The following is a 24676-nucleotide window of genomic DNA, read 5'->3' on the forward strand; positions in this document are numbered from 1 at the left end:
AGCGCCTACTATCCGTTGCATGGAACTGGCAGCGGGGTTTCCTCCCACCACTCGCGACGACTGGCGGAGACTGGCGGTCGAGGTCCTGCGCAAGTCGGGGGTCGAGGCGGGCTCGCCCGAGGAGGCGCTGTCCAGCCCCACCTACGACGGAGTGACCGTCGCGCCGCTCTACGACGCGGGCGACCTGCCGGGCGATCCCGGGGCGCCGGGCGCGCCGCCGTTCACGCGGGGGGCGCGGGCGCTGCCCGGATGGGACGTCCGGCAGCGGCACGCCGTGGCCGACCCCGAGGCGGTCCTGGCCGACCTGGAGAACGGCGTCACCTCGCTCTGGCTGGTCGTCGGCGACGACGCGATCCCGGTCGACGCGCTGCCCGCCGTGCTGAAGGACGTCTATCTCGACCTGGCGCCGATCGTCCTGGAGGCGGGGGAGCGCACGCGGGAGGCCGCCGAGGTGCTGTTCGGCCTGGCCGCCGAGCGGGGCGTCCCGCTCAGCGGGAACCTGGGCGCGAGCGGCGGCGAGGCGGCCGCGCTGGCCGGGCGCTGCGCCGCGTACCCGGGGTTGCGGGCGGTCATGGTCGACGCCACGCCCTACCACGACGCGGGCGCCTCCGACGCCGAGGAACTGGGCTGCTCGATCGCGCGGGGCGTGGCCGAGCTGCGGACGCTGACCGGCGCCGGCCTCTCCGTTGAGCAAGCGCTAGGCCAGATAGACTTCCGGTACGCCGCCACCGCCGACCAGTTCGCCACCATCGCCAAGCTCCGGGCGGCGCGCCGCCTGTGGGCCAGGGTCGCCGAGGTGTGCGGCGCGGCCGAGCACGGCGGGCAGCGCCAGCACGCCGTCACCAGCGCCGCCATGATGACCGCCCGCGACCCCTGGGTGAACATGCTGCGCACCACCCTGGCCTGCTTCGCGGCGGGCGTGGGCGGGGCGGAGGCGGTCACCGTGCAGCCGTTCGACGCCGCGCTCGGCCTGCCCGACGCCTTCTCCCGGCGCATCGCCCGCAACACGCAGTCGCTGCTGCTGGAGGAGTCGGGGATCGGGCGGGTGACCGACCCCGCCGGCGGCTCCTGGTACGTCGAGCGCCGCACCGCCGACCTGGCCGAGCGGGCCTGGGCCTGGTTCCAGGAGATCGAGGCCGCCGGAGGCGTGGAGGCCGCGGGCGAGCTGATCGAGCGGCGCGTCGCCGCCACCCGCGCCCGCCGCGACGACGACATCGCCCACCGCCGCTTCCCGATCACCGGCGTCAGCGAGTTCCCCGACCCCGGCGAGAAGCCGCTGCGCCGCCCGCCCGCCCCCGCCGGGCGGCCCGTGGCCCGCCACGCCCAGGAGTTCGAGGCGTTGCGCGACGTCGCCGACGCACTGCCCGAGCGTCCCAAGGTGTTCCTGGCCACCATCGGGCCGGTCGCCGCGCACACCGCGCGGGCCTCCTTCGCCGCCAACCTCTTCCACTCCGGCGGCCTGGCCACCGAGACCGCCGGGCCGGGCGCCGACCCCGAGCAGATCGCCACCGCCTTCGCCGTGAGCGGCGCCGCCGTCGCCTGCCTGTGCTCCACCGACAAGCTGTACGCCCAGCACGCCGGCGCCGTGGCCACCGCCCTGCGGCACGCGGGGGCGAGACGCGTCTGGCTGGCGGGGAAGGGAGACTACGAGGGCGTGGACGCCTGCCTCTACGCGGGGTGCGACGCGCTCGCCGTGCTCCGTCAGACGTTCGAGGACCTGGAGGTGCTGCGATGATCCCCGACTTCTCCGGCGTCCCGCTCGACGGGGGCCCTGGCCCCGGCGCGAGCGCCGCCCCTGAGGGCGAGGTGTGGGAGACGCCCGAGGGCATCGCGGTCAAGCCTCTCTACACGGCCGCCGACCTCGACGGGCTCGACTTCCTGCGCACCTACCCCGGCGCGGCCCCGTACCTGCGCGGGCCCTACCCGACCATGTACGTCAACCAGCCCTGGACGGTCCGCCAGTACGCGGGCTTCTCCACCGCCGAGGACTCCAACGCCTTCTACCGGCGGAACCTGGCGGCCGGGCAGAAGGGCCTGTCGGTCGCCTTCGACCTGGCCACGCACCGGGGCTACGACTCCGACCATCCGCGCGTGGCCGGCGACGTGGGCATGGCGGGGGTGGCGATCGACTCCATCTACGACATGCGGCAGCTCTTCGACGGCATCCCGCTCGACCGCATGTCGGTGTCGATGACCATGAACGGCGCGGTGCTGCCCGTCCTCGCGATGTACATCGTGGCGGCCGAGGAGCAGGGCGTCGCGCCGGAGGAGCTGGCCGGGACCATCCAGAACGACATCCTCAAGGAGTTCATGGTCCGCAACACCTACATCTATCCGCCGGGCCCCTCGATGCGCATAATCTCGGATATTTTCGCTTATACAAGCGAAAAGATGCCGAAATTCAACTCGATCAGCATTTCTGGCTATCACATCCAGGAAGCCGGGGCGACCTGCGACCTCGAACTCGCCTACACCCTCGCCGACGGCGTCGAGTACTTGCGCGCCGGCATCGCCGCCGGGATGGACGTCGACCGGTTCGCCCCCCGGCTGTCGTTCTTCTGGTGCATCGGCATGAACTTCTTCATGGAGGTCGCCAAGCTGCGCGCCGCCCGGCTGCTGTGGGCCAGGCTGGTGTCGCGGTTCGGGGCGGCCAACCCCAAGTCGCTGAGCCTGCGTACGCACAGCCAGACCTCCGGCTGGTCCCTCACCGCCCAGGACGTCTTCAACAACGTCGCCCGCACCTGCGTCGAGGCCATGGCCGCCACCCAGGGCCACACCCAGTCGCTGCACACCAACGCCCTCGACGAGGCGCTCGCGCTGCCCACCGACTTCTCCGCCCGCATCGCCCGCAACACCCAGCTCCTCCTCCAGCAGGAGTCGGGCACCACGCAGGTGATCGACCCGTGGGGCGGCTCCTACTACGTCGAGCGCCTCACCCACGACCTCGCCGAGCGCGCCTGGGCCCACATCGAGGAGGTCGAGGCCGCCGGCGGCATGGCCAGGGCCATCGAGGCCGGCCTGCCCAAGCTCCGCATCGAGGAGGCCGCGGCCCGTACCCAGGCGCGCATCGACTCCGGCCGCCAGCCGGTCATCGGGGTCAACAAGTACCGCGCCGCCGACGACGAGCCCATCGAGGTGCTCAAGGTCGACAACAGCGCCGTACGCGCCCAGCAGCTCGACAAGCTGGCCCGCCTGCGGGCCGAACGCGACGGCGAGGCCGTGCAGCGCGCCCTCGACGCGCTCACCAAGGCCGCCGACAACCCCGCGCCCGGCCTCGACGCCAACCTGCTCAAGCTGGCCGTCGACGCCGCCCGCGCCAAGGCCACCGTCGGCGAGATCTCCGACGCCCTGGAGCGGGTGTTCGGCCGGCACGCCGAGCAGGTGCGTACCATCTCCGGTGTGTACCGCGACGAGTCCGGCCCCGCCGAGGCCATCGAGCGCGTCCGCCTGGCCTGCGCCGACTTCGAGCGGTACGAGGGCCGCCGCCCGCGCATCCTGGTCGCCAAGATGGGCCAGGACGGCCACGACCGCGGCCAGAAGGTGATCGCCACCGCCTTCGCCGACCTCGGCTTCGACGTCGACGTCGGCCCTCTGTTCCAGACGCCGGAAGAGGTGGCCAGGCAGGCGGTCGAGGCCGACGTGCACATCGTGGGCGTCTCGTCGCTGGCGGCCGGGCACCTGACGCTGGTGCCCGCGCTCCGGCGCGCCCTGGCCGACCTCGACGCCGAGGACATCATGATCGTGGTCGGCGGCGTCATCCCGCCGGGCGACCACGACGAGCTCCGCGCCGCCGGCGCCGCCGCCATCTTCCCGCCGGGAACGGTGATCGCCGACGCCGCCCTCGACCTCCTCCAGACCCTCGGCGACCGCCACTAGCCTTCCGGCGACGTACGGCCGGGGGCCTTGGCGGGCGTCGGAGGGCTGGGCGGGCGTCAGCCGGTGGTGTCGTCGCAGACGGTGACGGCGACGGTGCGCTGGCGGGCGACGGGCGCGGTGATCCGGAGCGTGACGCTGTGGGAGCCCGAGCCCGTCACGGCGGTCGGCGAGGTCAGGTACCGGGGGCCGGACTCGGCGACCGTGGCCGATGAGCGGGCGGTGACCGTGCCGTCGACGATCCAGGCGTACCTGAGGGTGACGGGGTCGCCGGTTCTGGTCACGGCGGCCTGGAGCCGTACCGCGCCGTCCCAGCAGTCGCCGTTCCTGGTGCCGCCGGACGGGCGCAGTGAGGCCAGGGTGAGGCGGCTGGTCGTGGGGGTCGTGCTGGGCGTGCTCTCCGCGCCGGGCCCGGGTCCGGGCGTGCGGGTGTGCTGGGGACGCCGCTTGGGGGTGGGGGTGGAGGCGGGTGTGGGGGCGCCGGTCACGTCCGTCACGTGGGTGGCCTTGGGCGTGGGCGTCGAAGGTGTGAGCCACACGATCGCGCCCGCCAGTACCAGCACGGTCACCCCGGAGACCCCGGCCACCACCGCCGTCTTCACCCGCCGCCGCACCCTGACCTTGGGCTGGGGGGTTCGGTGGGCCGAACTGACGTCGGGCGCGGGCGTGTGGTGGGCCGGACTGGCGTCGGGCACGGGCGCCTGCGCGGTTGGTCCGACGTAGGGCGCGGGCGCCTGCTGGGTCGGACCTTCGTAGGGCGCGGGGGCCGCCAGGGGGGTTGGCCGGGCCTCGGGGGCGGGGCCCCGCTGGGGCAGGGGTTCCGGGTGCGGCGTTCCGCCGTGGAGGTGGGGCGGGGTGCCCGCGACCAGGCGCAGGCCGGTGGTCCCCGACGCGGCGTCCGGCGTCCCGGACGGCGCCGGGCGGGACGGCGAGGGGAAGGTGTCCTGCAGGCCGCCGAGCAGGTGGCGGAGGACGTCGCCCATGGCCGGACGGCGGTCCGGATCCTTGGCCAGGCAGGCGAGGACCACGCCGAGCAGCGGCTGGGGCAGGTCGCCGGTGCGGGGCTCGTCGTGCAGGATGCGGTTGATCACGGCGGGCAGCGAGTCGTCGCCGAACGGCGGCGTCCCCGTCGCCGCGAACACGATCACCGAAGCCCACGCGAACACGTCCGCCGGCGCGCCCGCCTCCCGCCCGGAGAGCTGCTCGGGCGCCATGTACGCGGGCGTCCCGGTGATGTTGCCGGTCGCGTTCACCCCCGTCCCGAACGCCGCCGAGACGCCGAAGTCGGTCACCCGCGGCCCGTCCGACCCGAGCAGCACGTTGGCCGGCTTGAAGTCGCGGTGCGCGACGCCCGCCCGGTGCGCGGCGGCCAGCGCCGTGGCGGTCGCCGCCGCCAGCCGCCGCAGCTCGTCCGCGCCGCGCAGCGCGCCGGTCTCCTGCAGGGAGGGCCCGTCCACGTACTCGGTCACGATGTACGGCCGCCCCCGGGCCGAGGCGTCGAGCACCCTCGCGACGCAGGACGGCTCCAGGGCGTGCGCGGCGGCGACCTCCCTGACGAACGGCTCACCCGCGGTGACGCCCTCGGCGAGCACTTTGACGGCCACCGGACCGCCGTCGCGCCCGCGCGCGAGGTAGACGACACCATGGCCGCCTGCGCCGAGCCGCCCGGCCAGCCGGTAGGGTCCCACCGCTGCCGGGTCGCCCTCGCGGAGGGGTTCGACGTTGGGCATGAGGGGAGTGACTCCTGTGACGGCTGTGATCAGAACTCCAGCACCTTACTGGCAAATGTCGGGACTTGTCAGAAGTTAGGCTGATCAGAGCGAAGAAAGGAGCCAACCGGGTGCGCTCGCTGGAGGACTACGCCGAAGGCGTACGGGCAGGCTCCCGTACGTGGGTCGCCCGCGCGATCACCCTGGTCGAGTCGACCAGGCCGGACCACATGGCGCTGGCCCAGCGGCTGCTCGTCGAGCTCACCCCGCTGTCCGGCCGGGCCCGCCGGATCGGCGTCTCGGGCGTGCCCGGCGTGGGGAAGTCCACGTTCATCGACGCGCTCGGCACGTACCTCACCGGCCAGGGGCACCGGGTGGCCGTCCTGGCCGTCGATCCGTCCTCGACCCGGACGGGCGGCAGCATCCTCGGCGACAAGACCCGGATGGCCAGGCTGTCGGCCGACCCCGCCGCGTTCATCCGCCCGTCGCCGACCTCCGGCACGCTCGGCGGCGTGACGAAGGCGACCAGGGAGGCCATGGTCGTGGTGGAGGCGGCCGGGTTCGACGTGGTGCTGGTCGAGACCGTCGGGGTCGGGCAGTCGGAGACCGCCGTGGCCGACATGGTGGACACGTTCCTGCTGCTCACGCTGGCGCGTACCGGTGACCAGCTCCAGGGGATCAAGAAGGGCGTGCTGGAGCTGGCCGACGTGATCGCGGTCAACAAGGCCGACGGCGAGCACGAGCTCGCGGCCAGGAAGGCGGCCAGGGAGCTGGCCGGGGCGCTGCGCATGTTGCGCTCGGACCCGCGTTCGGGGCCGCCGCCCGTCCTGACCTGCAGCGGGCTCACCGGGGACGGTCTGGAGGAGCTGTGGCGGCGGATCCTGGCCCATCAGGACTCGCTCGACCTGCCCGCCAAGCGCCGCAGCCAGCAGGTCCAGTGGACCTGGACGCTGGTCCGCGACCGCCTGCTCGCCGAGCTGCGCCACGACCCCGAGGTGGCGGCGATCAGGGCGGAGATCGAGCGGGAGGTGCTGGCGGGGGAACTGACCCCGTCGCTCGCCGCCGACCGCCTGCTGTCGGTGTTCAAACGGCCCTGACCCGCCCCGGCGGCCGGCCCCTCGGCGGCGGCCCTGACATCTGGCGGCCCTGACATCTGGCGGCGCCGCCCCTCGGTGGCGGTCGGACCCCTGTGGTGGTCACCGGGAGTCTGCACCCCGGAGGAACAGACTTGCGCCCGCGGGAGAAATATCAGTATCCGCAGCGTCATCGCCGATCCGACGGCCTGAGCGGGACATGCCACGATGTCGCGCAACCGACGTGGGGAGAAGCGCAGATGTGTGCGGAACCGATGCTGCCCGAAACGGTCGCGGGGGCCCTGGAGGAGTACGGTCGTCTGCTGGCCGAGCACGGCATCACCTGGGGTGAGCCGGAGATCCACTACGTGAAGTTCTTCGCCAGGCGCAGGGTGCTGCCGCCCTCGTTGTTCGGTACGTTCTGGCGCCTGGCCTTCGAGGAGGTCGCACGCCTGCACCGGGGACAGCCGATCGATCGGCTGGCCGCCCACCTCGCCGAGCCCGACTACGACCGGGTGCTGCGCGACACCCTAAGCGGCGAGCTGCCACCGCACCTCACCGCGCTGCGGATCGGCCCGGACGGGATCGAGCTGCGGGGTGCCCCGAGAACGGTCCTGACCCCGGGCACCCCCGGCACGGGCCCGCGCTGGGTGGGCCAGGTACCGGTCGCCTCCGTGACCGACCCCCCGCAGCCCGCGAAGGCGTTCGCCGTGACCGGCGGCGGTCGGGCCGGGCGTGGTGAGGAGGGGATCTTCCTGCTCGTCGACTCCGCCCGCGACGCCCCCTGCCCGGTCACCGTGGACGACGCGCACCGCGAGCTGGCTCCCCGCGGCGCCTGGCTGGTCGAGGTCGACGCCGACAGCGTGATCACGGTCGACGGGCGGCGCGTCCGGCTGGAACCCCTGCTCCGCCAAGTGCCGGCCGCCCGGCTCACCCTGGTGGCGGGGGAGCCGTGCCGGTGGAGCGTCGCCTCGGCGGACGGCCGCGGCTGGTACCCGCCGGGCGTCCCGAGCCGCCACGACTACCACGGCAGGCCGTACTTCCACGGTGACGGCCTCACCCTCGACGTCCCGGCCGAGCCGCTGACGATCACCGTCACCAGGGGCATGGAGTACGCCGAGTCCGCCCTGGAGATCACCCCGGACCCGGGCGGGGAACGCGTGGTCCGGCTCTCCCCGAAGCGGCTCTACGACGCCGCCGCCCGCGGCTGGTACGGCGGCGACCTGCACGTCCACCTCAACTGGGCCGGCGACCTGGTGGGCCTGCCCGCCGACGCGGCCGCCGCCCAGCACGGCGAGGACCTGCACGTGCTCAACCTGCTCGCCGGGAACGTCTCCGGGCCGCGCGTCTACGACCGGGAGGCCCTCGACCACTGGGCGGGGAAGGACCTGCCCTGGTCAGACGCCACCCACCTGGCCCGGATGGGCGTCGAGTACCGCAACGACCTGCTCGGCCACGTCTACGCCTTCGCCCCGGAGCGCGCGCCCGGCCGCTTCCACACCGGGTTCGCCGGGGACGCCGACTGGCCGCCGAACGCCGAGGGGCTGCGGGAGCTGCGCGGCCTCGGCGCGGTCCTCGGCTACAGCCATCCCTTCGCCACGCCGCTCGCCGACGGCGATCCGCCCAAGGCCGTCGTCTCGCCGGTGCCGCGCAACTGCGCCGCCCGCGAGCTGGTCGCCGACGCCGCGCTCGGCCTGGTGGACAGTCTCGACGTGCTCACCCACGCCTCGATCGCGTCCACGGCGGCCGTCTACCGGCGGCTGATCGGCGCGGGCAACCGGCTCGCCGTCACCGCCGGGACCGACTCGATGATCTCCTTCACGCGGTCGGACAACCAGTCCAACCCGCCCGGCTGGGCCCGCGTCTACGCCCGGGTGGAGGGCGAGCTGACCGCCCGCGCGTTCGCCGACGCGGTACGGGCGGGCCGCACGTTCGCCACCACCGGCCCCTGGCTGGAGCTGGCGGTGGACGGGCACGGCCCCGGTCACGTCATCGACGCCCGCCCCGGCGACCATGTCCGCGTCACCGCCACCGCGATCGGCCCGGAGGTGGCCGCGGTGCGCATCCGTACGGCCGAAGGCGTGCGCGCGGGCGCGGAACGCCTCCCGGACGTCGACCGGCTCCCGGACGGCGAACACCGCCCGGACGGCGATCAGCGGCTGACCGTGACGGCCGACCTTCGTGTGGACGAGCCGACGTACGTGGTGGCCGAGGTCGTGTGCCACCCGCACGTGCGCACCATGACCGGCACCGGCTACGCCCTCACCAGCCCCGTCTACGTGGACATGGCCGGCCGTAGAGTCGCCCGGCGGGACGACGTGCGCTGGTGCCTGGAGTGGCTGGACCTGCTGGAGGAGCTGATCAGGTCCCACGCCCGCCTGACCGACCCCGCCCAGCTCGCCGACCACGTCGCCCTGCTGGACCAGGCCAGAGAGGTCTACCGGGCCCGCCTGTCCTGACGCCGTCCGCCCTGACGCCGCCTGCCTTGAGGCCCGTCTTGAGGCCCGTCTTGAGGGCCGTGTGCATCGTGATTCTGGCCGTGTGTGCTAGGTTTTGGCCATGCGGTCAGAAAATCAGCCGGGCGGCCAGAAGGTGCGCTCGTTCATCGAGGAGGCCAGGCGGGCGCAGATCATCGCCTCAGCCGTGGAGGTGATCGCCGACGTCGGCTTCGCCCAGGCGTCGCTGGCGCGCATCGCCCAGCACGCGGGCATCAGCAAGGGTGTCATCTCCTACCACTTCACCGGCAAGGAAGAGCTGATGGAGGAGGTGGTCAACAGCGTCTACGGCGAGATCGCCGCGCACGTCATGGCGCGGATCGAGGGCGTCGAAGGCCCCACCGCGATGTTGCGGACGCACATCCTCGCGGTCGCCGAGCACATGCGTGACCACCGCACGCGGCTCAAGGCCCTCGGCGAGATCTTCTACAACCTGCGCACCGCCGACGGGGAGCCGCGTTACGGCGTCAAGGCCAACGAGGAGCTCTACCAGGCGATGGAGCAGATCTACGCCTACGGCCAGACCACCGGCGAGTTCCGCGACTTCGACCGGCGGGTCATGGCCATCACCCACTCCTCCGCCATCGACAACATGTTCGCCTACTGGGTGGCGAACCCCGACCACGACCTCGACGCGCACGCCGCGGAGCTGGCCGACCTGTTCGAGAGGGCATGCAGGCAATGAGGACCGAGACCGGCACCAGGCTTTTCGCGATCGACAACCTGCGCGTGTTACTGACCGCGCTGGTGGTCGTCCATCACGTCGCCGTCACGTACGGCAACATCCCGATCTGGTACTACAGCGAACCGGCCACCGACGCCTCCGGGGTGGCGCTCGACCTCCTGGTGGTCTTCAACCAGGCGTTCTTCATGGGGTTCTTCTTCCTCATCTCCGGCTTCTTCACCCCCGGCTCCCACGACCGCAAGGGCGGGCGGGCGTTCGTCCGCGACCGGCTGGTCCGGCTCGGGGTGCCGCTGCTGATCTTCGTCGTGCTGCTGCGGCCGCTGCTGACGCTCGGGGACCACGGCATGCCGTTCTGGAAGTGGTACATCGTCTCGTGGGACCCGGGGCCGATGTGGTTCGTCGAGGTGCTGATCGTCTTCGCGCTGCTCTACGCGTGGTGGCGGCGTGCGGGCAGGTCCGACGGGCGGGGAGGCGGCGCGCCGAGCCTCAAGGGGGTCGTGCTGTTCACCCTGGGGCTGGCGGCCGTCACGGTCCTGTGGCGCGTGCCGGTGCCGCAGGGCACGTACGTGCCGGTGCTGGGGCTGCCCACGCCCTACTTCCTGCCGCAGTACGCGGCCATGTTCGCGGCCGGCGTGGTCGCCTTCCGGCGCGGCTGGTTCGAGGCGCTGCCCAGGCGGGCCGCCCGCGCCGGGTTCGCCGTCACGGGCGTGGCGAGCCTGGTGCTGCTCCCGGTGTCGAGCCTGACCACGGGCCTGGTGGCGTCGGCGGCCATGGCCCTGTGGGAGTCCGTGGTCGCGGTCGGCATGATCGTCGGGCTGGCGGTGCTGTTCCGGGAGCGGTTCGCCGGGCAGGGGGCGCGCGGCAGGTTCCTGTCCGAGCACGCCTACGCGGTCTACGTCATCCATCCGCTGGTGCTGGTGGCCGTGGCCTGGGCGGTGCGGGAGCTGCACGCGGCGGCGGTCGTCAAGTTCGCTCTGGTGGTGGCGGTGTCGCTGCCGTTGTGCTGGGCGCTGGCGTACGCGGTCCGGTCGGTGCCGGGGGCCAGGCGGATCCTCTGACTCTCCGGGCTTGACTTTGGGCCTTGCCGGGTCACCGGCGGCGTGTCACCATCGCGCTAACTCTTAGGAAACTTTCCTAAGAGATTCCGTGAAGGGAAGTGATCGGGTGCGACGGAGCCTGACGCTGTCCGCCGCCGCGCTGCTGGTGGCGGGCGTCCTCTCGGTCGTCGTGACGGCCTCGCCGGCCGGGGCGGCGGCCTGCGCGACGGCGTGGAACGCCGCGACGGTCTACAACGGCGGCGCGCTGGTGTCCCGCGGCGGGCACAACTGGTCGGCCCGGTGGTGGACCCTGAACGAGACCCCCGGCACCGCGGAGGTCTGGGCGGACAAGGGCGCCTGCGGTGGCGGCGGCCCGACCGACCCGCCGACCGACCCGCCGACCCCGGGAGGCTTCGTGGTGAGCCAGGCGCAGTTCGACCAGATGTTCCCCAGCCGTAACCCCTTCTACAGCTACAGCGGCCTGACCACGGCGATCGCCGCCTTCCCCGCCTTCGCCGGGACCGGCTCCGACACCGTCAGGAAACAGGAGGCCGCCGCCTTCCTCGCCAACGTCAACCACGAGACCGGCGGGCTGGTCTACATCGTCGAGCAGAACACCGCGAACTATCCGCACTACTGCGACACGAGCCAGCCCTACGGCTGCCCGGCCGGGCAGGCCGCCTACTACGGCCGCGGGCCCATCCAGCTGAGCTGGAACTTCAACTACAAGGCGGCCGGCGACGCCCTCGGCATCAACCTGCTGAACGACCCCTGGCAGGTGGAACGGAACGCGTCCGTGGCCTGGAAGACCGCGCTGTGGTACTGGATGACCCAGAACGGCCCCGGCACCATGACCCCGCACAACGCCATGGTCAACGGCCGCGGGTTCGGCGAGACCATCCGCAGCATCAACGGCAGCCTGGAGTGCAACGGCGGCAACCCGGGCCAGGTCCAGAGCCGGGTCAACGCCTACCAGCGCTTCACCCAGATCCTCGGCGTCGCCCCCGGAGGCAACCTGTCCTGCTGACCGCCCTTCCCGGCAGGTGATCAGGCCGGCGCGCGCCGTTCGGCAGGCGCGCGCCGTTCGGTGGTCTCCAGGTAGCCGCGCAGGGCGCGGCGGGAGCGGGCGAGCGTGTCGATCTGCTCGTCGAGGCCGCGCAGCCGGGCACGCAGGGTGTCCAGCAGCTCGGGGCAGGGCACGAGGTCGGGGTCGGGGCCAGTGACGCAGGGCAGCAGGTACGCGATCTCGTCGGTCGACAGCCCGGCGTCGAGCAGCTTCCTGATCTGGGCGACGGTCAGCACGGCCTCGTCGTCGTACTCGCGGTAGCCGCTGGCGCGGCGGTTGGGCTCCAGCAGGCCCTGGGCCTCGTAATAGCGCAGCTGGTGGGGGCGGACCCCGGTCCGCCGGCTCAGGTCCCCGATCAGCATGGCCGTCCCCCTTGACCTTCATACCGGTCTGAACGTTGACGATTCTCCCATAGCTGCTGAACAACCTCTTTGGGAGAGCGACTGTGATGACGAAGGATCGCCGTACCCCCGTGACCGTCGTGGGCCTGGGCCTGATGGGGGAGGCGCTGGCCGGGGCCTTCCTGCGCGACGGGCGGCCGACGACCGTGTGGAACCGTACGGCGGCCAGGGCCGACCGGCTCGTCGAGCGCGGAGCCGTCCGGGCCGGTTCGGCCAGGGAGGCCGTGGCCGCCGCCCCGCTCGTGGTCGTCTGCCTGACCGGGTACGCCGCCGTGCGCGAGGTCCTCGACCCGCTGGCCGACGTCCTGGAGGGCCGGGTGCTGGTCAACCTCACCTCGGGCACCTCCGCCGAGGCCCGCGACACGGCCGGGTGGGTCGCCCGGCACGGCGGCGCCTACCTCGACGGCGCGATCATGACCACCCCCGCCGCCGTCGGGAGCCCGGAGGCCGCCCTCCTCTACAGCGGCCCGCGTTCGGCCTTCGACCCGCACGAACCGGCCCTGCGCAGCCTCGGCGGCGCGACGACGTACCTCGGCGCGGACCACGGCCTGTCGGCGCTCTACGACGTCGGCGTGCTGAGCCTGATGTGGAACATCCTGAACGGCTTCCTCCAGGGCGTCGCGCTGCTCGGGGCCGCCGGGGTGGAGGCGGCGGCGTTCGCCCCGGTGGCGAAGAACGGCGTCGAGACCGTGGCCGGCTGGCTGGCCGACTACGCCCGGCAGATCGACGAGGGCGCCCACCCGGCCACCGACTCGACCCTCGACACCCATGTGGCCGCCATGGACCACCTGGTCCACGAGAGCGAGTCGCACGGCGTGGACGCCGAGCTGCCGCGATTCATCAGGGCCCTGGCCGGCCGGGCCGTCGCGGCGGGTCACGGAGACCAGGGCTACACGGCCCTGATCGAGCAGTTCCGCAAGCCCTCCGGCCAGTGACGGGACGGCGGCGGCGAGGGGCCCGTCGCCGCCGCCCGGGAACTCGCCGTCGTCAGCCGGCGTAGAAGCCGCCAGGAAGCCCGTCGAGAAGCCCGTCGAGAAGTGCGTCGTCGTCAGTCGGTGTAGAAGCCGTCGAGGAGGTCGGCGTGGCGTTCCTCGACGGCCTTGCGCCTGATCTTCAGGCTGGCCGTCAGCTCGCCCGTCTCCACGGTGAAGTCGTCGGCCAGGATCGCGAACTTCTTGATCGTGGAGTAACTGGCCTGGTCGGCGTTGACCTGTTCGATCGCCCTGCCAACCTCCTCGCGCATGCGCGGGTGCCCGCACAGCGCCTCGGGGTCGGCCGGCAGCGACTCGGCCTCGGCCCACGGGCGCACGACGTCCATGTCGAGGGTGACGAGCGCCGTCACGTAGTTGCGGCGGTCGCCGTGCACGAACACGTGCGAGGCGAACGGGCAGGCGGCCTTGACGCGGCCCTCCAGGTAGGTGGGCGCGACGTACTTGCCGCCCGAGGTCTTGATCAGCTCCTTCTTGCGGTCGGTGATCAGCAGCCGTCCGGCCTCGTCCAGCTCGCCGATGTCGCCGGTGCGCAGCCAGCCGTCCTCCAGCGCCTCCGACGTCTCCCGGGGCAGGCCGTGGTAGCCGCGCATCACGCCGCGCCCGCCGATGAGGATCTCGCCGTCGTCCGCGACGCGGACCTCGGTGCCGGGCAGTGGCGGGCCGACCGTCCCGAACCGCACCGATTCGGGACGGTTGAGGAAGCTGCCCGCCGACGACTCGGTCAGGCCGTACCCCTCCAGGATCGTCAGGCCGGCGCCGTCGAAGAACTCGGCCACGTCCCGTGACAGGGGCGCGGCCCCGGAGATGAAGAAGCGGATCCGGCCGCCGAAGCGCGCCCGCAGCTTGGCGAAGACCAGCCGGTCGGCCAGCGCGTGCTCGACCCGGGTGGTGAGCGGGACGGACGCCTCCCGCTGCCGCGCCCTGCTGACCCTGATGCCGGTCTCCCTTGCCCACTCGAAGATCCGCAGCTTGATCCCGCCCTCGCGGCGCACGGTGGCGACGACCGTGTTGTGGATCTTCTCGAAGATGCGCGGCGCCGCGGCCATCACGGTCGGCCGCAGCGCGCCGAGGTTGTCGGCGATGCGGTCGAGACGGCCGTCGATCGCGGTGGGCACGCCGATGTCGATCATCACGACCTCCAGCAGCTTGCCGAACGAGTGGGACAGCGGCAGCCACAGGAAGTGCAGGTCGCCGGGGGAGATGAGGTCGATCTCGCGGACCGAGCCGGCCGCGAACAGCCAGTTGTCGTGGGTGAGCTCGACGCCCTTGGGACGTCCGGTGGTGCCGGAGGTGTAGATGAGCGTGGCCAGGTCGTCCTGGGCGATGGCGTCCACCAGGGCGTCGTAGTCGCCCTCGCCGCGGCTGACCGAGTCGAGGGTGACCACCCAGCCGTCGTCGCTCGCCGAGCCGTCGACGACGACCACGCCGGTGACGTCGGACAGCTCCTTCCGCACGGACCTGAGCTTGGCCACCTGCTCGTCGTTCTCGGCGATGACGATCGTGCTGCCGGAGTCGGTGATGACGAAGGCACACTCGGCGGCCGTGTTGGACGGGTAGATCGTGGTGGTGGCCGCGCCCGTGGAGAGCACGGCCAGGTCGGCGAGGATCCATTCGAGCCTGGTCGAGCAGAGGATCGACACGCGCCTGCCGGGCCCGGCGCCGAGCCCGGACAGCCCCAGTGCCAGCCCGCGGACCCGCTCGCCGACCTCGCGCCACGACAGGGACGTCCACGCGTCGCCCGACGGCACCCGGTAGGCCTCGGCGTCGGGGGTGGCCGCGATCCGGTCGCGCAGCAGGGAGGGAATGCTGGACATGCCTGACCTCCTGAGGGGTGTGCCGCCGACTCTAGGACGAGTGCGCCGGGTCAGTCGATGCCCGTGATCGACCTGCCGCCGACCGGGGGCGGGCCGGCGCACGCGACCGTCCGGGACGTGCGCACCTCCCACGCGCCGCAGGCGCAGCGCAGATAGGAGACCAGGCCCTCGGAGGTGCGGTGCGAGGAGACGAGGGTCAGGGCGAAGGGGTCGTGCGGCTCTCCGTGATGCATGACTCCAACCTGATGTAATGGCCTTGTGCATTTCAACACTTACGGCGGCAACGGCGCCGAGCTCGCGGCGGCCCTCGTCAACGCGGACGACTTCAGCCCGGCCGCCGTGCGGGAGACGCTCACCGCCAACGCCATGTGGCGCACGGACGTCACCCCTGCCCAGGCCGCCGAGCTGGCCGCCTGGGCGCGCCGGCTGGCCCCCGTCTTCGGCGAGCCCGACCTGGGCGTCCAGGTCGCGCTGATCAACGAGCTCCTGGAGATCACCGCCTCCAAGCCGCACATCAGCACCCACGACGGCCTGGAGCCCCACCTGCACTTCTTCTCCACCGAGGCCGACATCGTCTCCAGGGCCAAGGACACCACCGCGGGCGGGCTGGCCATGGCCGTGTGCTTCTCCGACGGGCGGCGGCTCGGGCGCTGCGACCGGACGGGGTGCGCGACCGTCTACGTCGACACCTCGCGTAACGGCCGCCGCCGGTTCTGCTCGCTGACCTGCGCGAACCGGGTCAACGTGGCGGCCCATCGAGCGCGGGGCGTTGCCCGTTCGGCGTGAAGTGGGTAGTATGTCCGGGTCGTATCGCCGACCCATGGGGGCAGTTGACGTGAGGATCTGAGGCCGCGGGCACCGCGCCTATCCGCCCGGTCACGGGCTCTGTCGCGCGCACACCTCGACCTCGGCGACCTCTTCGCCCCAGTCTTCCCAGCTTTGGCTGCCTGGTTGTCGCGCGCGCAGCGGTGTTCCCGCCAAGTCACGAAATTTCGGGTTTTGTGATGGGAGCCGCCTGATGTCTTTTTCCATTGTCGTCGATCACGTGTCCTTCGGCTGGCCCGACGGGACCATGGTGCTCGACGGCCTCGACGCCGCCTTCCCCACCGGACGTACCGGGCTCATCGGGACGAACGGGTCGGGCAAGTCCACCCTGCTCAAGATCATCGCCGGCGAGCTGACCCCGGGCTCGGGTTCCGTCTCGGTCACGGGCGAGGTGGGGTACCTGCCGCAGAACGTGCCGCTCGAAGGCAGCCGTACCGTGTCCGACCTGCTGGAGATCAGCGGGAAGCGGGCCGCGCTGCACGCCGTCGAGAGCGGCGACGTCGCCGAGGAGCACTTCACCGTCATCGGGGACGACTGGGACGTCGAGGAACGCGCGCGCGCCGAGCTCGACCGGCTCGGGCTCGGCCACGTCGGGCTCGACCGCACGGTGGCGACGCTGTCGGGCGGCGAGGCCGTCATGGTCGCGCTGGCCGCGCAGATCCTCAAGCGCCCCGCCGTGCTGCTGCTCGACGAGCCCACCAACAACCTCGACCTGGACGCCCGGCGGCGGCTCTACGCCGCGGTCTCGGCGTACCCGGGGGTGCTGGTCGTGGTCAGCCATGACCGGGCGCTGCTCGGCCTCGTCGACCAGATCGCCGAGCTCCGCGACGCCGCCGTCCACCTGTACGGCGGCAACCTGAGCGACTACGAGGAGCAGGTCGCCGCCGAGCAGGAGGCGGCCGAGCGCACGGTCAGGACCGCCGAGGGCGAGGTACGGCGGCAGCAGCGCGAGCTGATCGAGGCCAGGACCAGGCTCGACCGGCGCAGGCGCAACGCGAGGAAGGCGTTCGAGAACAAGAAGGTGCCCAAGATCGTGGCCGGTGGGCTCAAGATGAAGGCCCAGGTGTCGGCGGGCAAGCACCGCGCGCTGCACCAGGAGCGGCTGGAGGAGGCCAGGGGAAGGCTCACCGAGGCCGAGCAGGCCGTGCGGGACGACGCCGAGATCCGCGTCGAGCTGCCCGGCACCGCCGTCCCGGCCGGCCGGACGCTCCTGACGCTGCCCCTCGACCCCCCGGACACCGCAGCCGGAGGCGAAGGGCTCAAGGCGCTCGACCGGCTGGTGATCCGGGGGCCGGAACGCATCGCGCTGCTCGGGCCCAACGGATCGGGCAAGACGACCCTGCTCGGAAGGATCGTCGAGCACGGCGCGCACGTCCCGGTACGGTACCTGCCGCAGCGGCTCGACGTGCTCGACGACGCCCTGAGCGTGGTGGACAACGTCCGGGCCGTGGCTCCGGCGGCCTCGGTCAACGAGGTGCGCGCCCGGCTGGCCCGCTTCCTGTTCCGCGGCGGGCGGGCCGACCAGCCGGTGGGCACGCTCTCGGGCGGCGAGCGTTTCCGCGCGACCCTGGCCGCCCTGCTGTCGGCCGATCCGCCGCCGCAGCTGCTCCTGCTGGACGAGCCGACCAACAACCTGGACATGTCCAGCGTGCGGCAGCTGTCCCAGGCGCTGGCGGCCTACCGGGGCGCGCTCATCGTGGCCAGCCACGACGTGCCGTTCCTGGAGACGCTGGGGATCACCCGGTGGCTGCGACAGGATCGGGATGAGGGTCTGGCCGAATCGTAATTGACGTTTGGGGATCAACCGGGCAATAGTGTGGCGGGTGGCTTCACCCCGGTTGATCTCCTGCGTTCTCGCCCTGGCGACGGTGACGCTCGCCGCCTGCTCCTCGCCCCCACCGCTGACCGGCGGTGAGCCGAAGGTCAGCGGCGTGGCGGACGGCAAGGGCGGATCCCCCGGCGGCGACCCCACCTCGGGGGCCGGTCCCAGTGTCAGCGCCCTGACGCCGGAGGCGTACAAGGGCGAGCTCGACAACAGGCACAAGGCGATGCTCGGCGCGATCAACGGACTGGCCGGCGCGCGCGGGGTCCAGTCGCTCAACCAGCGCGTGGACAAGGCCGAGCAGGCGCTGAGCGGCGCCGCCGACGCCCTGTCCGCGATCAGCCCGCCCGCGGACGTACAGGCCCAGCACGACGCGTACGTCACCAGCCTGCGCGACTTCGCCACCGAGCTCGGCTCCACGGCGGGCAAGGTCGGCAGCCGCGAGCTGTGCACCTCCTCGGCCGTGCTGAGCGACCTCGGCACCAAGCTCACCGCCCTGAACAAGGCGGGCGAGGCCCTGCAGAGTGCCGGCGACTACCCGGCCGACATCGTCACCGTCAAGGCCGGCGGCAAGCAGAACAGGCGGCTGAAGAACGGCGCGTTCATCCGCAGGGCCTCCCTCGGCGGACGCAGCTCCCTGGAGGTCGACAACGGCGGCAGCCGCGACGCCGTCGTCACGGTGGTCAGGGGCGGCAGCAAGACGTTCAGCGTGTACGTGCGCAAGAGGGCCAAGTTCAAGGTCAGGGGCGTGCCCGACGGCACGTACAAGATCTATTTCACCCACGGCGTGGACTGGGACGGCAAGAGCAAGTCCTTCACCCGTCAGTGCAGCTTCGAGCGTTTCCAGAAGTCGGTGAAGTTCAAGACCACGGTCACCGCCACCCAGATCCTCTGGCACGACTGGAGAGTCACCCTGCACGCCATCACCGGCGGCAACGCCCGCACCGCGACCGTCAACCCCGACGACTTCCCGAGCTGACCCGCCGACAGGGGCGGAACACGCGAAAGGGCCGCGCGAAAGCGCGGCCCCTTTTCCGCCTGTCGGGGCGATCAGGTCGAGAACAGCATGCCCACCCAGCTGCGCTGACGGTGGTGGCCGTAGTGGTGGCCGCCGCCGTGGTGGGGAGCGCCCCAGGCCGGCCCGGGGGCGGGAGGCGGGGGAGCGGAGTGGTACTGCGACTCCATGCGCGTCAGGGTCTCCAGCTCGCCGAAGTCGAGGAAGATCCCACGGCAGTTGTCGCACTGCTCGATGTGGACGCCATTGCGCTCATAGGTCCGCATGTTGCCGCGGCACTTCGGGCACTGCATCTAAGTCGCTCTCCTTGGATCCGGGGTCTCAGGCTGAAACCTACCGCGTGCGGCCCCCGTCACGCTCTGACGATTCTGCTGCACGATTCGATTAACGAATGCTCGACCTCGTCCAGTTCCCGGTTCTCACGCTCGGCGTTGAGGACGGCCACGGCGGCCAGCTGCACGGTCAGCGCCCTGGCCGGCAGGTCGAGCCGCTGCCAGGGATCGTCGCCCTGGCCGAGCGCGGGGCCGCCGGAGGCCAGGTAGGCGCCGAGGAACCGCTCCCAGACGGCCGGTTCGAGCAGGCCCGCCGCGTACCAGGCGGCCGGTCGCGCCAGGTCCCAGGCCGGGTCGCCGACGCCGAGGTCGTCGACGTCGATGAGCAGCCACCGGTCGCGGCAGACGAGCTGGCCCAGGTGCCAGTCGCCGTGGGTGAGCAGGCCCGGCACGGGGACGGGCTCCGGCAGCTCCCTGAACGCGTGCCTGACCAGCTGCTCGACCGGGCCGTCCCCGCTCATCCTGGACACCGCGCGGGCGGCCCGCGCCGGGCCTCCGGCGGGCGGCATCGGCGGCACCAGCGTCAGGGGGACGGCGTGCAGCCGGGCCAGCAGCCGCGCGCCCTCCTCCCAGGGGGCGGACCCGGGATCGTCGTGGGGGACCGGCCGGCCGGCCGGCCAGACGGTGACCGCGCGGCCCGCCGCCGTCAGCACCTCGCCCTCCAGCGGGGCCAGCAGCACGCCGTTGACCGCGGCCGCGGCGGCGGCCCTGAGACGGGCGCGCAGCGGCTCCACCTCGTCGCGGGCCGAGTGGGCCTTGACCACCACCTCGCCCATCCGTAACACGACCACGTCGGTGCGCGTCTGGTGTCGCACGGGTTCGCCCGTGCCGCCGTACGCCGCGGCGATACCCGCAAGCTCCTCCTCTAGACCCACTCGTACAGACTAGGGGGCATGAGAATCGGTTTCGCCGTACCCCAGTCAGGGCCGTGGGCCACGCCGGAGAACATGCGTCGCGTCGCCGCGCGGGCCGAGGAGCTGGGCCACCACGAGCTCTGGACGTTCCAGCGCATGCTCTACCCGGTCGGGCATCCCATGGGGCCGACCTACCGGAGCGTGCACGACCCGCTGATCACCCTGGCGCACCTGTCCGGCGTGACCGGGACGATCCGGCTCGGCGTGGCCGTGATCAACGCGTACGTGCAGCCGGTCGTGCTGGCCAAGCAGCTCGCCACCTTGCAGACCGTCTCCGGCGGCCGGCTGAGCGCCGGGATCGGGCTCGGCTGGGTGCCCGAGGAGTTCGAGGCCGCCGGCATCGGCATGGAGCGGCGCGGGCGCAGGGGTGAGGAGTTCGTCGAGCTGCTGCACAAGGCGTGGGCGGACGACGTCGTCGAGCACGACGGCGAGTTCTACCGGGTGCCGGCCTCGTACATCGACCCCAAACCGGCGCCCGGCCCGCCGCAGGTGCTGCTCGGCGGCACCGCCGAGGTCGCGCTGCGCCGGGCCGGGCGGCTGGCCGACGGCTGGATCAGCTCCAGCAGGGAGGACCTGTCGGCGGTCGCGGGCCGGATCGGGCTGATCAAGGAGACGATCGCCGGCGCCGGGCGGGACGCGGCCGCGTTCCGCTTCGTGTGCCGCGGCGTCACGCAGGTGCGGCCGGAGGGCCCCGAGGACGGACGCCGGCCGCTGACCGGCACGTACGAGCAGATCCGGCGGGACGTGGACGCCCTGGCCGCCGCGGGCGTCACGGACGTCTTCCACGACCTCAACTTCGACCAGGAGTTCGTCACCGCCGACGCGCGGGAGGCGATGCGCCGCGCCGAGGAGGCCCTGGAGGCGCTGGCGCCCTAACCGCCGTAGGGGACGGTGATGATCTCCAGGTTGTGCCCGTCGGGGGCCGACCAGTAGAGCCCGCGACCGCCGTCGTGGGTGTTGATCTCGCCGGGCCTGCCGTGTCCGGGATCGGCCCAGAACGTCAGGCCCCTGCTCCTGATCCGGCCCCAGATCTGGTCGAACTCCTCCTCGCCGACCAGGAAGGCGTAGTGCTGGGGAGTCACCTCCCCAGGCGCCTGCATCACGTCGAGCGAGACGTCGTTGGCCAGCGTCACGACGCGGAACGGGCCGTAGACCGGCGCGGGCTCCAGGCCGAGGACGTCGACCAGGAAGGCGGCCGTGGCGTCCCGGTCGGTGGCGGCGACGATGGTGTGGTTCAGCTGGACGGGCATGCACTCACGCTACGTGCCGCAGCGCCTCGGCGGCCACCGCGCACCGCAGCTCGCGCATCCCGGGCCGCCCGCGCACGGGGTGGACGGCGTTGGTCAGCAGCACCACGGTCAGCCCGCGCGCCGGATCGACCACCAGCGACGTCCCGGTGAACCCGGAGTGGCCGTACGCGCCGCTCAGCGGGCCCACGATGCCGGGGTCGCCGATCCGCACGCCGAGCCCGTGCCGGAACGCGGCTCCCTCGGCCCCCTGGTCGCGGGTCATCTCGGCCACGCTCGACGGGCTCAGCATCGCGCCCCCGCCCAGCCGCAAAGCCTCCCCGAAGGCCAGCAGGTCGTCCGCCGGGGCGAACAGGCCCGCGTGCCCGGCCACCCCGCCCAGGGCGTGGGCCGTCTCGTCGTGCACCTCGCCGCGCACGCAGCCGGGGCCGGGACGTTCGGGCTTGAACTCGGTCGCCGCGACCCGCTCGACCGGGATCCCGGGGGCGGCTCCCCGCTCGGGCTGCCCCTGGCCTGGCGCCCGTTCGGTGCGTCCGTGGCCGGGGAGCGGGCGGTAGGCGGTGCCCGCGAGGCCGAGCACGTCCGTGATCCGGGCGCGGACCAGGGCGTCGAGGGAGGCGGACGCGGCCAGCTCGGCGATCCGGCCGGCCATCACCATGCCGACGTCGCTGTAGAGGTAGGGGCCGCCGACCGGGCCGGTGACCGGCGTGGTGAGCATCGCGGCCATGCGCTCGTCCGGCGCGGCGTGCGGCAGTTCCAGGTCGACGCGGCGGGTCGGGGTCAGGCCCGCCGTGTGCGTGAGCAGGCGGCGCAACGTGATCCGCGGGTCGGCCCCGGGGATCCACGCCGCGACCGGCTCGTCCAGGTCGAGCAGGCCCTCCTCGGTGAGCGAGAGCACTACCGCGGTGGTGCACAGCTTGCTGACCGAGGCCAGGTCGAACACCGAGTCCCGGCGCGCGGGCGGCCGCTCGGCGGCGAGCCTTCCCGGCTCACCGCCCCCGCCGCCCTGCCCGCCTGCAGAGACGCCGTCCGAGATGCCGTCCGGCCCACCGCCTGAGACGCCGGTCGGCTCGGCGTCGGCGTATCTGACCAGTTCGCCGGCCGCCGCGGCGGCGGTCACCGTGCCGTGGGCCGCGATCAGTGCGACCGCCGCCGGGCACACCTCGGGCACCGCGGCGGCCAGCAGCCGCTCCAGCCGGTCCGACATCCCCGTTCCCCCCTCGTGAGTCCCGCGTGAGTCCTCGTGAGGACCTTGTGAGGACCTTGTGAGGACCTTGTGAGTCCTCGCGCGTCCCGCCCCGGACGTCAGCCGCTGAGCGCGTCGCTGAGCCGCTCTCCGTGCGACTCCAGCAGCGCGCGGGCGGCGTCGGCGTCCAGCCCGTGCTGGATCATCACCACGGCCGTCTTCGCCTGCCCACCGGACGCCTCCAGCGCCGCGCCCGCCGTCGCGGCGTCGGCCCCGGTGATCTCGCTCACCATACGCAGCGCGCGGGAGGCGAGCTTGCTGTTCATGGCCGACATCTCGATCATCCTGTTCCCGTAGGTACGGCCCAGCCTGACCATGGAGATCGTCGAGATCATGTTGAGCACGAGCTTCTGCGCCGTGCCCGCCTTGAGCCTGGTCGAGCCCGCCACCACCTCGGGCCCCACCACGACCTCGATCCCGTGCTCGGCGGCGGCCGACAGCGGCGCGCCCGTGTTGCACGACAGCGCGGCCGTCAGCGCCCCCCGGCCGGCGGCCTCGGCCAGCGCGCCCAGCACGAACGGGGCCCGCCCGCTGGCCGACACGCCCACCACCGAGTCGAGCGCGCCCACCTCCAGGTCCTTGATGGCCGCCGCGCCCGCCTCGGCGTCGTCCTCCGCGCCCTCGACCGACCGGGTCAGCGCCTCGTGCCCGCCCGCGATGACGCCCTGCACCAGCGAGGGATCGGTGCCGAACGTGGGCGGGCACTCGCTGGCGTCGAGCACGGCCAGCCGTCCCGAGGTGCCGGCGCCGACGTACAGCAGCCTGCCTCCCTCGGCCATCCGGGCGGCGATCGCGTCGATGGCCGCCGAGATGGCCGGGACGGCCGCGGCCACGGCCTCGGGAACCCCGGCGTCGGCCTGGTTCATCAGTCGGGCGATCTGCTCCGTCGGCAGCCGGTCGATCTGGCTGTAGCGGGGATCGCTCTGCTCGGTGGACAGCTCGGGCAGCGGATCAATCATGACGCTAATTTCCACCCTTTACTTCTCAGTTGTAAATATCTTTCAGAGAATGGATCCATGTCATACGTACGCACCGGAGCCGAACGGCTGGCCGCGGACCCCGCGCTCGCCGGAGGCGCCCGTCTCGGCCTGATCACCAATCCCACCGGCGTCCTGCCCGACCTGACCCCCACGACCGACGCCCTGCTGGCCGCGGGCGTGCCGCTGACCGCGCTGTTCGGCCCCGAGCACGGCCTGCGCGGCACGGCCCAGGCGGGGTCGAGCGAGCGGGACGCGGTGGACCCCGGGACGGGACTGCCGGTCCACGACACCCACGAGCTGTCGGGCGACGACCTCGACCGGGTGGTCTCCGCCTCCGGCGTGGACACCCTGGTCTTCGACATCGCCGACGTGGGAACCCGCTTCTACACCTTCGTGTGGACCATGTACGACCTGCTGGCCTCGGCCACCCGGCTGGGCCTGCGGTTCGTGGTGCTGGACCGGCCCAACCCCCTGGGCGGGACCGTCGAGGAGGGCCCGCTGCTGGACCCGGCGTTCGCCAGCTTCGTGGGCCGCTTCCCGCTGCCCGTGCGCCACGGCAGGACCGCGGGGGAGCTGGCCACGCTGTTCGGCTTCGACGCCGACCTGCGGGTGGTCACGATGGAGGGCTGGCGGCGGGACATGGGCTGGGCGGAGACCGGCCTGCCCTGGGTGATGCCCTCGGTCAACATGCCCACCCCCGACACCGCGCTGGTCTACCCGGGCACCGGGCTGTTCGAGGGCACGAACTTCTCCGAGGGACGCGGCACCACCCGGCCGTTCGAACTGGTCGGGGCGCCGTACGCGGACGAACGCTACGCGGCCGTCCTGAACGGGCTGGACCTGCCGGGCGTACGGTTCAGGGACACCTGGTTCACGCCGACGTTCCACAAGCACGCGGGCGTTCCCGTACGCGGGGTGCAGCTCCACGTGCACGACCCGCGGGCCTTCCGGCCGGTGCTGACCGGGTTGTCGATGCTGCACACGGCCCGCGTCCTCTACCCGGACGACCTGGTCTGGAAGGGCGATGACCTCTTCCTGGACCTGCTGTGGGGCTCCGACGCGCTCACGCGCTGTCTGGAGGCCGGGGACGACCCGCGCGGGCTGTGCCCGCCGCCCGGCCGTCCCGAAGGACATCTGCTCTACAGCTGAC

Annotated in this window: 22 protein-coding genes; 13 read left to right on the forward strand and 9 right to left on the reverse strand. The window is 72.8% G+C overall.

Translation table 11 applies throughout. The features are described 5' to 3' along the window. Positions 1-19 precede the first annotated feature (19 nt). Both ABZ815_RS09040 and scpA read left to right on the forward strand, forming a co-directional pair. Positions 20-1735: a methylmalonyl-CoA mutase family protein gene (locus ABZ815_RS09040; RefSeq protein ID WP_357695645.1), complete on the forward strand. Its 1716-nt coding sequence runs from the start codon at positions 20-22 to the stop codon at positions 1733-1735. Further along, on the forward strand, positions 1732-3876 hold the full coding sequence (gene scpA, locus ABZ815_RS09045) for a methylmalonyl-CoA mutase (RefSeq protein ID WP_357695648.1): 2145 nt from the start codon (positions 1732-1734) through the stop codon (positions 3874-3876). Before ABZ815_RS09040 ends, scpA begins: the two co-directional genes overlap by 4 nt. Before the next feature lie 56 nt (positions 3877-3932). Here scpA and ABZ815_RS09050 read toward each other — a convergent pair whose 3' ends face one another. Further along, complete coding sequence (locus ABZ815_RS09050; RefSeq protein ID WP_357695650.1) at positions 3933-5603, reverse strand: protein kinase; 1671 nt, start codon at positions 5601-5603, stop codon at positions 3933-3935. Between the two features lie 110 nt (positions 5604-5713). Between ABZ815_RS09050 and meaB the strand changes: the two genes are divergently transcribed. The 5 genes from meaB (at position 5714) to ABZ815_RS09075 (ending at position 11899) form a co-directional block, all read left to right on the forward strand. Then, on the forward strand, positions 5714-6679 hold the full coding sequence (gene meaB / locus ABZ815_RS09055; RefSeq protein ID WP_357695652.1) for a methylmalonyl Co-A mutase-associated GTPase MeaB: 966 nt from the start codon (positions 5714-5716) through the stop codon (positions 6677-6679). Between the two features lie 236 nt (positions 6680-6915). Then, positions 6916-9114 carry a CehA/McbA family metallohydrolase gene (locus tag ABZ815_RS09060; RefSeq protein ID WP_357695654.1) on the forward strand — a complete coding sequence of 733 codons (2199 nt, stop codon included), beginning with the start codon at positions 6916-6918 and terminating at the stop codon, positions 9112-9114. A 100-nt stretch (positions 9115-9214) separates the two neighbouring features. Next, entirely contained in the window at positions 9215-9835 is a 621-nt protein-coding gene (locus tag ABZ815_RS09065; protein WP_357695657.1) for a TetR/AcrR family transcriptional regulator, read from the forward strand. Continuing rightward, a complete protein-coding gene (locus ABZ815_RS09070) occupies positions 9832-10893 on the forward strand; it encodes an acyltransferase family protein (RefSeq protein WP_357695660.1) in 1062 nt (353 codons plus the stop codon). Before ABZ815_RS09065 ends, ABZ815_RS09070 begins: the two co-directional genes overlap by 4 nt. 106 nt (positions 10894-10999) lie before the next feature. Next, a complete protein-coding gene (locus ABZ815_RS09075; protein ID WP_357695663.1) occupies positions 11000-11899 on the forward strand; it encodes a glycoside hydrolase family 19 protein in 900 nt (299 codons plus the stop codon). Positions 11900-11919: 20 nt separating this feature from the next. Here ABZ815_RS09075 and ABZ815_RS09080 read toward each other — a convergent pair whose 3' ends face one another. Then, complete coding sequence (locus ABZ815_RS09080; RefSeq protein WP_357695666.1) at positions 11920-12300, reverse strand: MerR family transcriptional regulator; 381 nt, start codon at positions 12298-12300, stop codon at positions 11920-11922. Positions 12301-12386: 86 nt separating this feature from the next. On the opposite strand from ABZ815_RS09080, the gene ABZ815_RS09085 reads away from it, so the two are divergent. Further along, positions 12387-13274, forward strand: coding sequence for an NAD(P)-binding domain-containing protein (locus ABZ815_RS09085; protein ID WP_357695668.1), 888 nt, complete (start codon positions 12387-12389; stop codon positions 13272-13274). Positions 13275-13387: 113 nt separating this feature from the next. Here the strand turns inward: ABZ815_RS09085 and ABZ815_RS09090 are convergent, their stop codons facing one another. Next, positions 13388-15145, reverse strand: a complete 1758-nt coding sequence (locus ABZ815_RS09090; RefSeq protein WP_357695671.1) for a long-chain fatty acid--CoA ligase — start codon at positions 15143-15145, stop codon at positions 13388-13390. Between the two features lie 50 nt (positions 15146-15195). Beyond that, positions 15196-15378, reverse strand: a complete 183-nt coding sequence (locus ABZ815_RS09095; protein WP_357695674.1) for a hypothetical protein — start codon at positions 15376-15378, stop codon at positions 15196-15198. Positions 15379-15403: 25 nt separating this feature from the next. On the opposite strand from ABZ815_RS09095, the gene ABZ815_RS09100 reads away from it, so the two are divergent. From ABZ815_RS09100 to ABZ815_RS09110, 3 genes are all read left to right on the forward strand, one after another. Continuing rightward, complete coding sequence (locus tag ABZ815_RS09100; RefSeq protein ID WP_357695677.1) at positions 15404-15931, forward strand: CGNR zinc finger domain-containing protein; 528 nt, start codon at positions 15404-15406, stop codon at positions 15929-15931. Positions 15932-16163: 232 nt separating this feature from the next. Then, a complete protein-coding gene (locus ABZ815_RS09105; protein ID WP_357695679.1) occupies positions 16164-17756 on the forward strand; it encodes an ABC-F family ATP-binding cassette domain-containing protein in 1593 nt (530 codons plus the stop codon). A 37-nt stretch (positions 17757-17793) separates the two neighbouring features. Next, complete coding sequence (locus tag ABZ815_RS09110) at positions 17794-18771, forward strand: hypothetical protein (protein ID WP_357695681.1); 978 nt, start codon at positions 17794-17796, stop codon at positions 18769-18771. 71 nt (positions 18772-18842) lie between these two features. On the opposite strand, the gene ABZ815_RS09115 is transcribed toward ABZ815_RS09110, so the two are convergent. Then, positions 18843-19100 (reverse strand): zf-TFIIB domain-containing protein, encoded by a 258-nt coding sequence (locus tag ABZ815_RS09115; protein ID WP_357695683.1) that lies wholly within the window; start codon positions 19098-19100, stop codon positions 18843-18845. A gap of 59 nt (positions 19101-19159) precedes the next feature. Continuing rightward, positions 19160-20014 (reverse strand): phosphotransferase, encoded by an 855-nt coding sequence (locus ABZ815_RS09120; RefSeq protein ID WP_357695685.1) that lies wholly within the window; start codon positions 20012-20014, stop codon positions 19160-19162. A gap of 18 nt (positions 20015-20032) precedes the next feature. Here ABZ815_RS09120 and ABZ815_RS09125 point away from each other — a divergent pair, with 18 nt between their 5' ends. Further along, positions 20033-20929 carry a TIGR03619 family F420-dependent LLM class oxidoreductase gene (locus tag ABZ815_RS09125; protein WP_357695687.1) on the forward strand — a complete coding sequence of 299 codons (897 nt, stop codon included), beginning with the start codon at positions 20033-20035 and terminating at the stop codon, positions 20927-20929. Here ABZ815_RS09125 and ABZ815_RS09130 read toward each other — a convergent pair. From ABZ815_RS09130 to murQ, 3 genes are all read right to left on the reverse strand, one after another. Beyond that, positions 20926-21303 carry a VOC family protein gene (locus ABZ815_RS09130; RefSeq protein WP_357695689.1) on the reverse strand — a complete coding sequence of 126 codons (378 nt, stop codon included), beginning with the start codon at positions 21301-21303 and terminating at the stop codon, positions 20926-20928. The two genes, ABZ815_RS09125 and ABZ815_RS09130, sit on opposite strands and share 4 nt — an antisense overlap. Positions 21304-21307: 4 nt before the next feature. Continuing rightward, the gene (locus ABZ815_RS09135; RefSeq protein ID WP_357695691.1) at positions 21308-22507 is read right to left on the reverse strand and encodes a serine hydrolase domain-containing protein; all 1200 of its coding nucleotides are present in this window, start codon (positions 22505-22507) and stop codon (positions 21308-21310) included. 98 nt (positions 22508-22605) lie between these two features. Next, a complete protein-coding gene (gene murQ, locus ABZ815_RS09140) occupies positions 22606-23505 on the reverse strand; it encodes an N-acetylmuramic acid 6-phosphate etherase (protein ID WP_357695693.1) in 900 nt (299 codons plus the stop codon). Positions 23506-23562: 57 nt separating this feature from the next. Here murQ and ABZ815_RS09145 point away from each other — a divergent pair, with 57 nt between their 5' ends. Then, the gene (locus ABZ815_RS09145) at positions 23563-24675 is read left to right on the forward strand and encodes a DUF1343 domain-containing protein (protein ID WP_357695695.1); all 1113 of its coding nucleotides are present in this window, start codon (positions 23563-23565) and stop codon (positions 24673-24675) included. Position 24676: the final 1 nt, after the last annotated feature.

It is taken from the genome of Nonomuraea sp. NPDC047529 (assembly GCF_040642995.1).
GTDB lineage: Bacteria > Actinomycetota > Actinomycetes > Streptosporangiales > Streptosporangiaceae > Nonomuraea.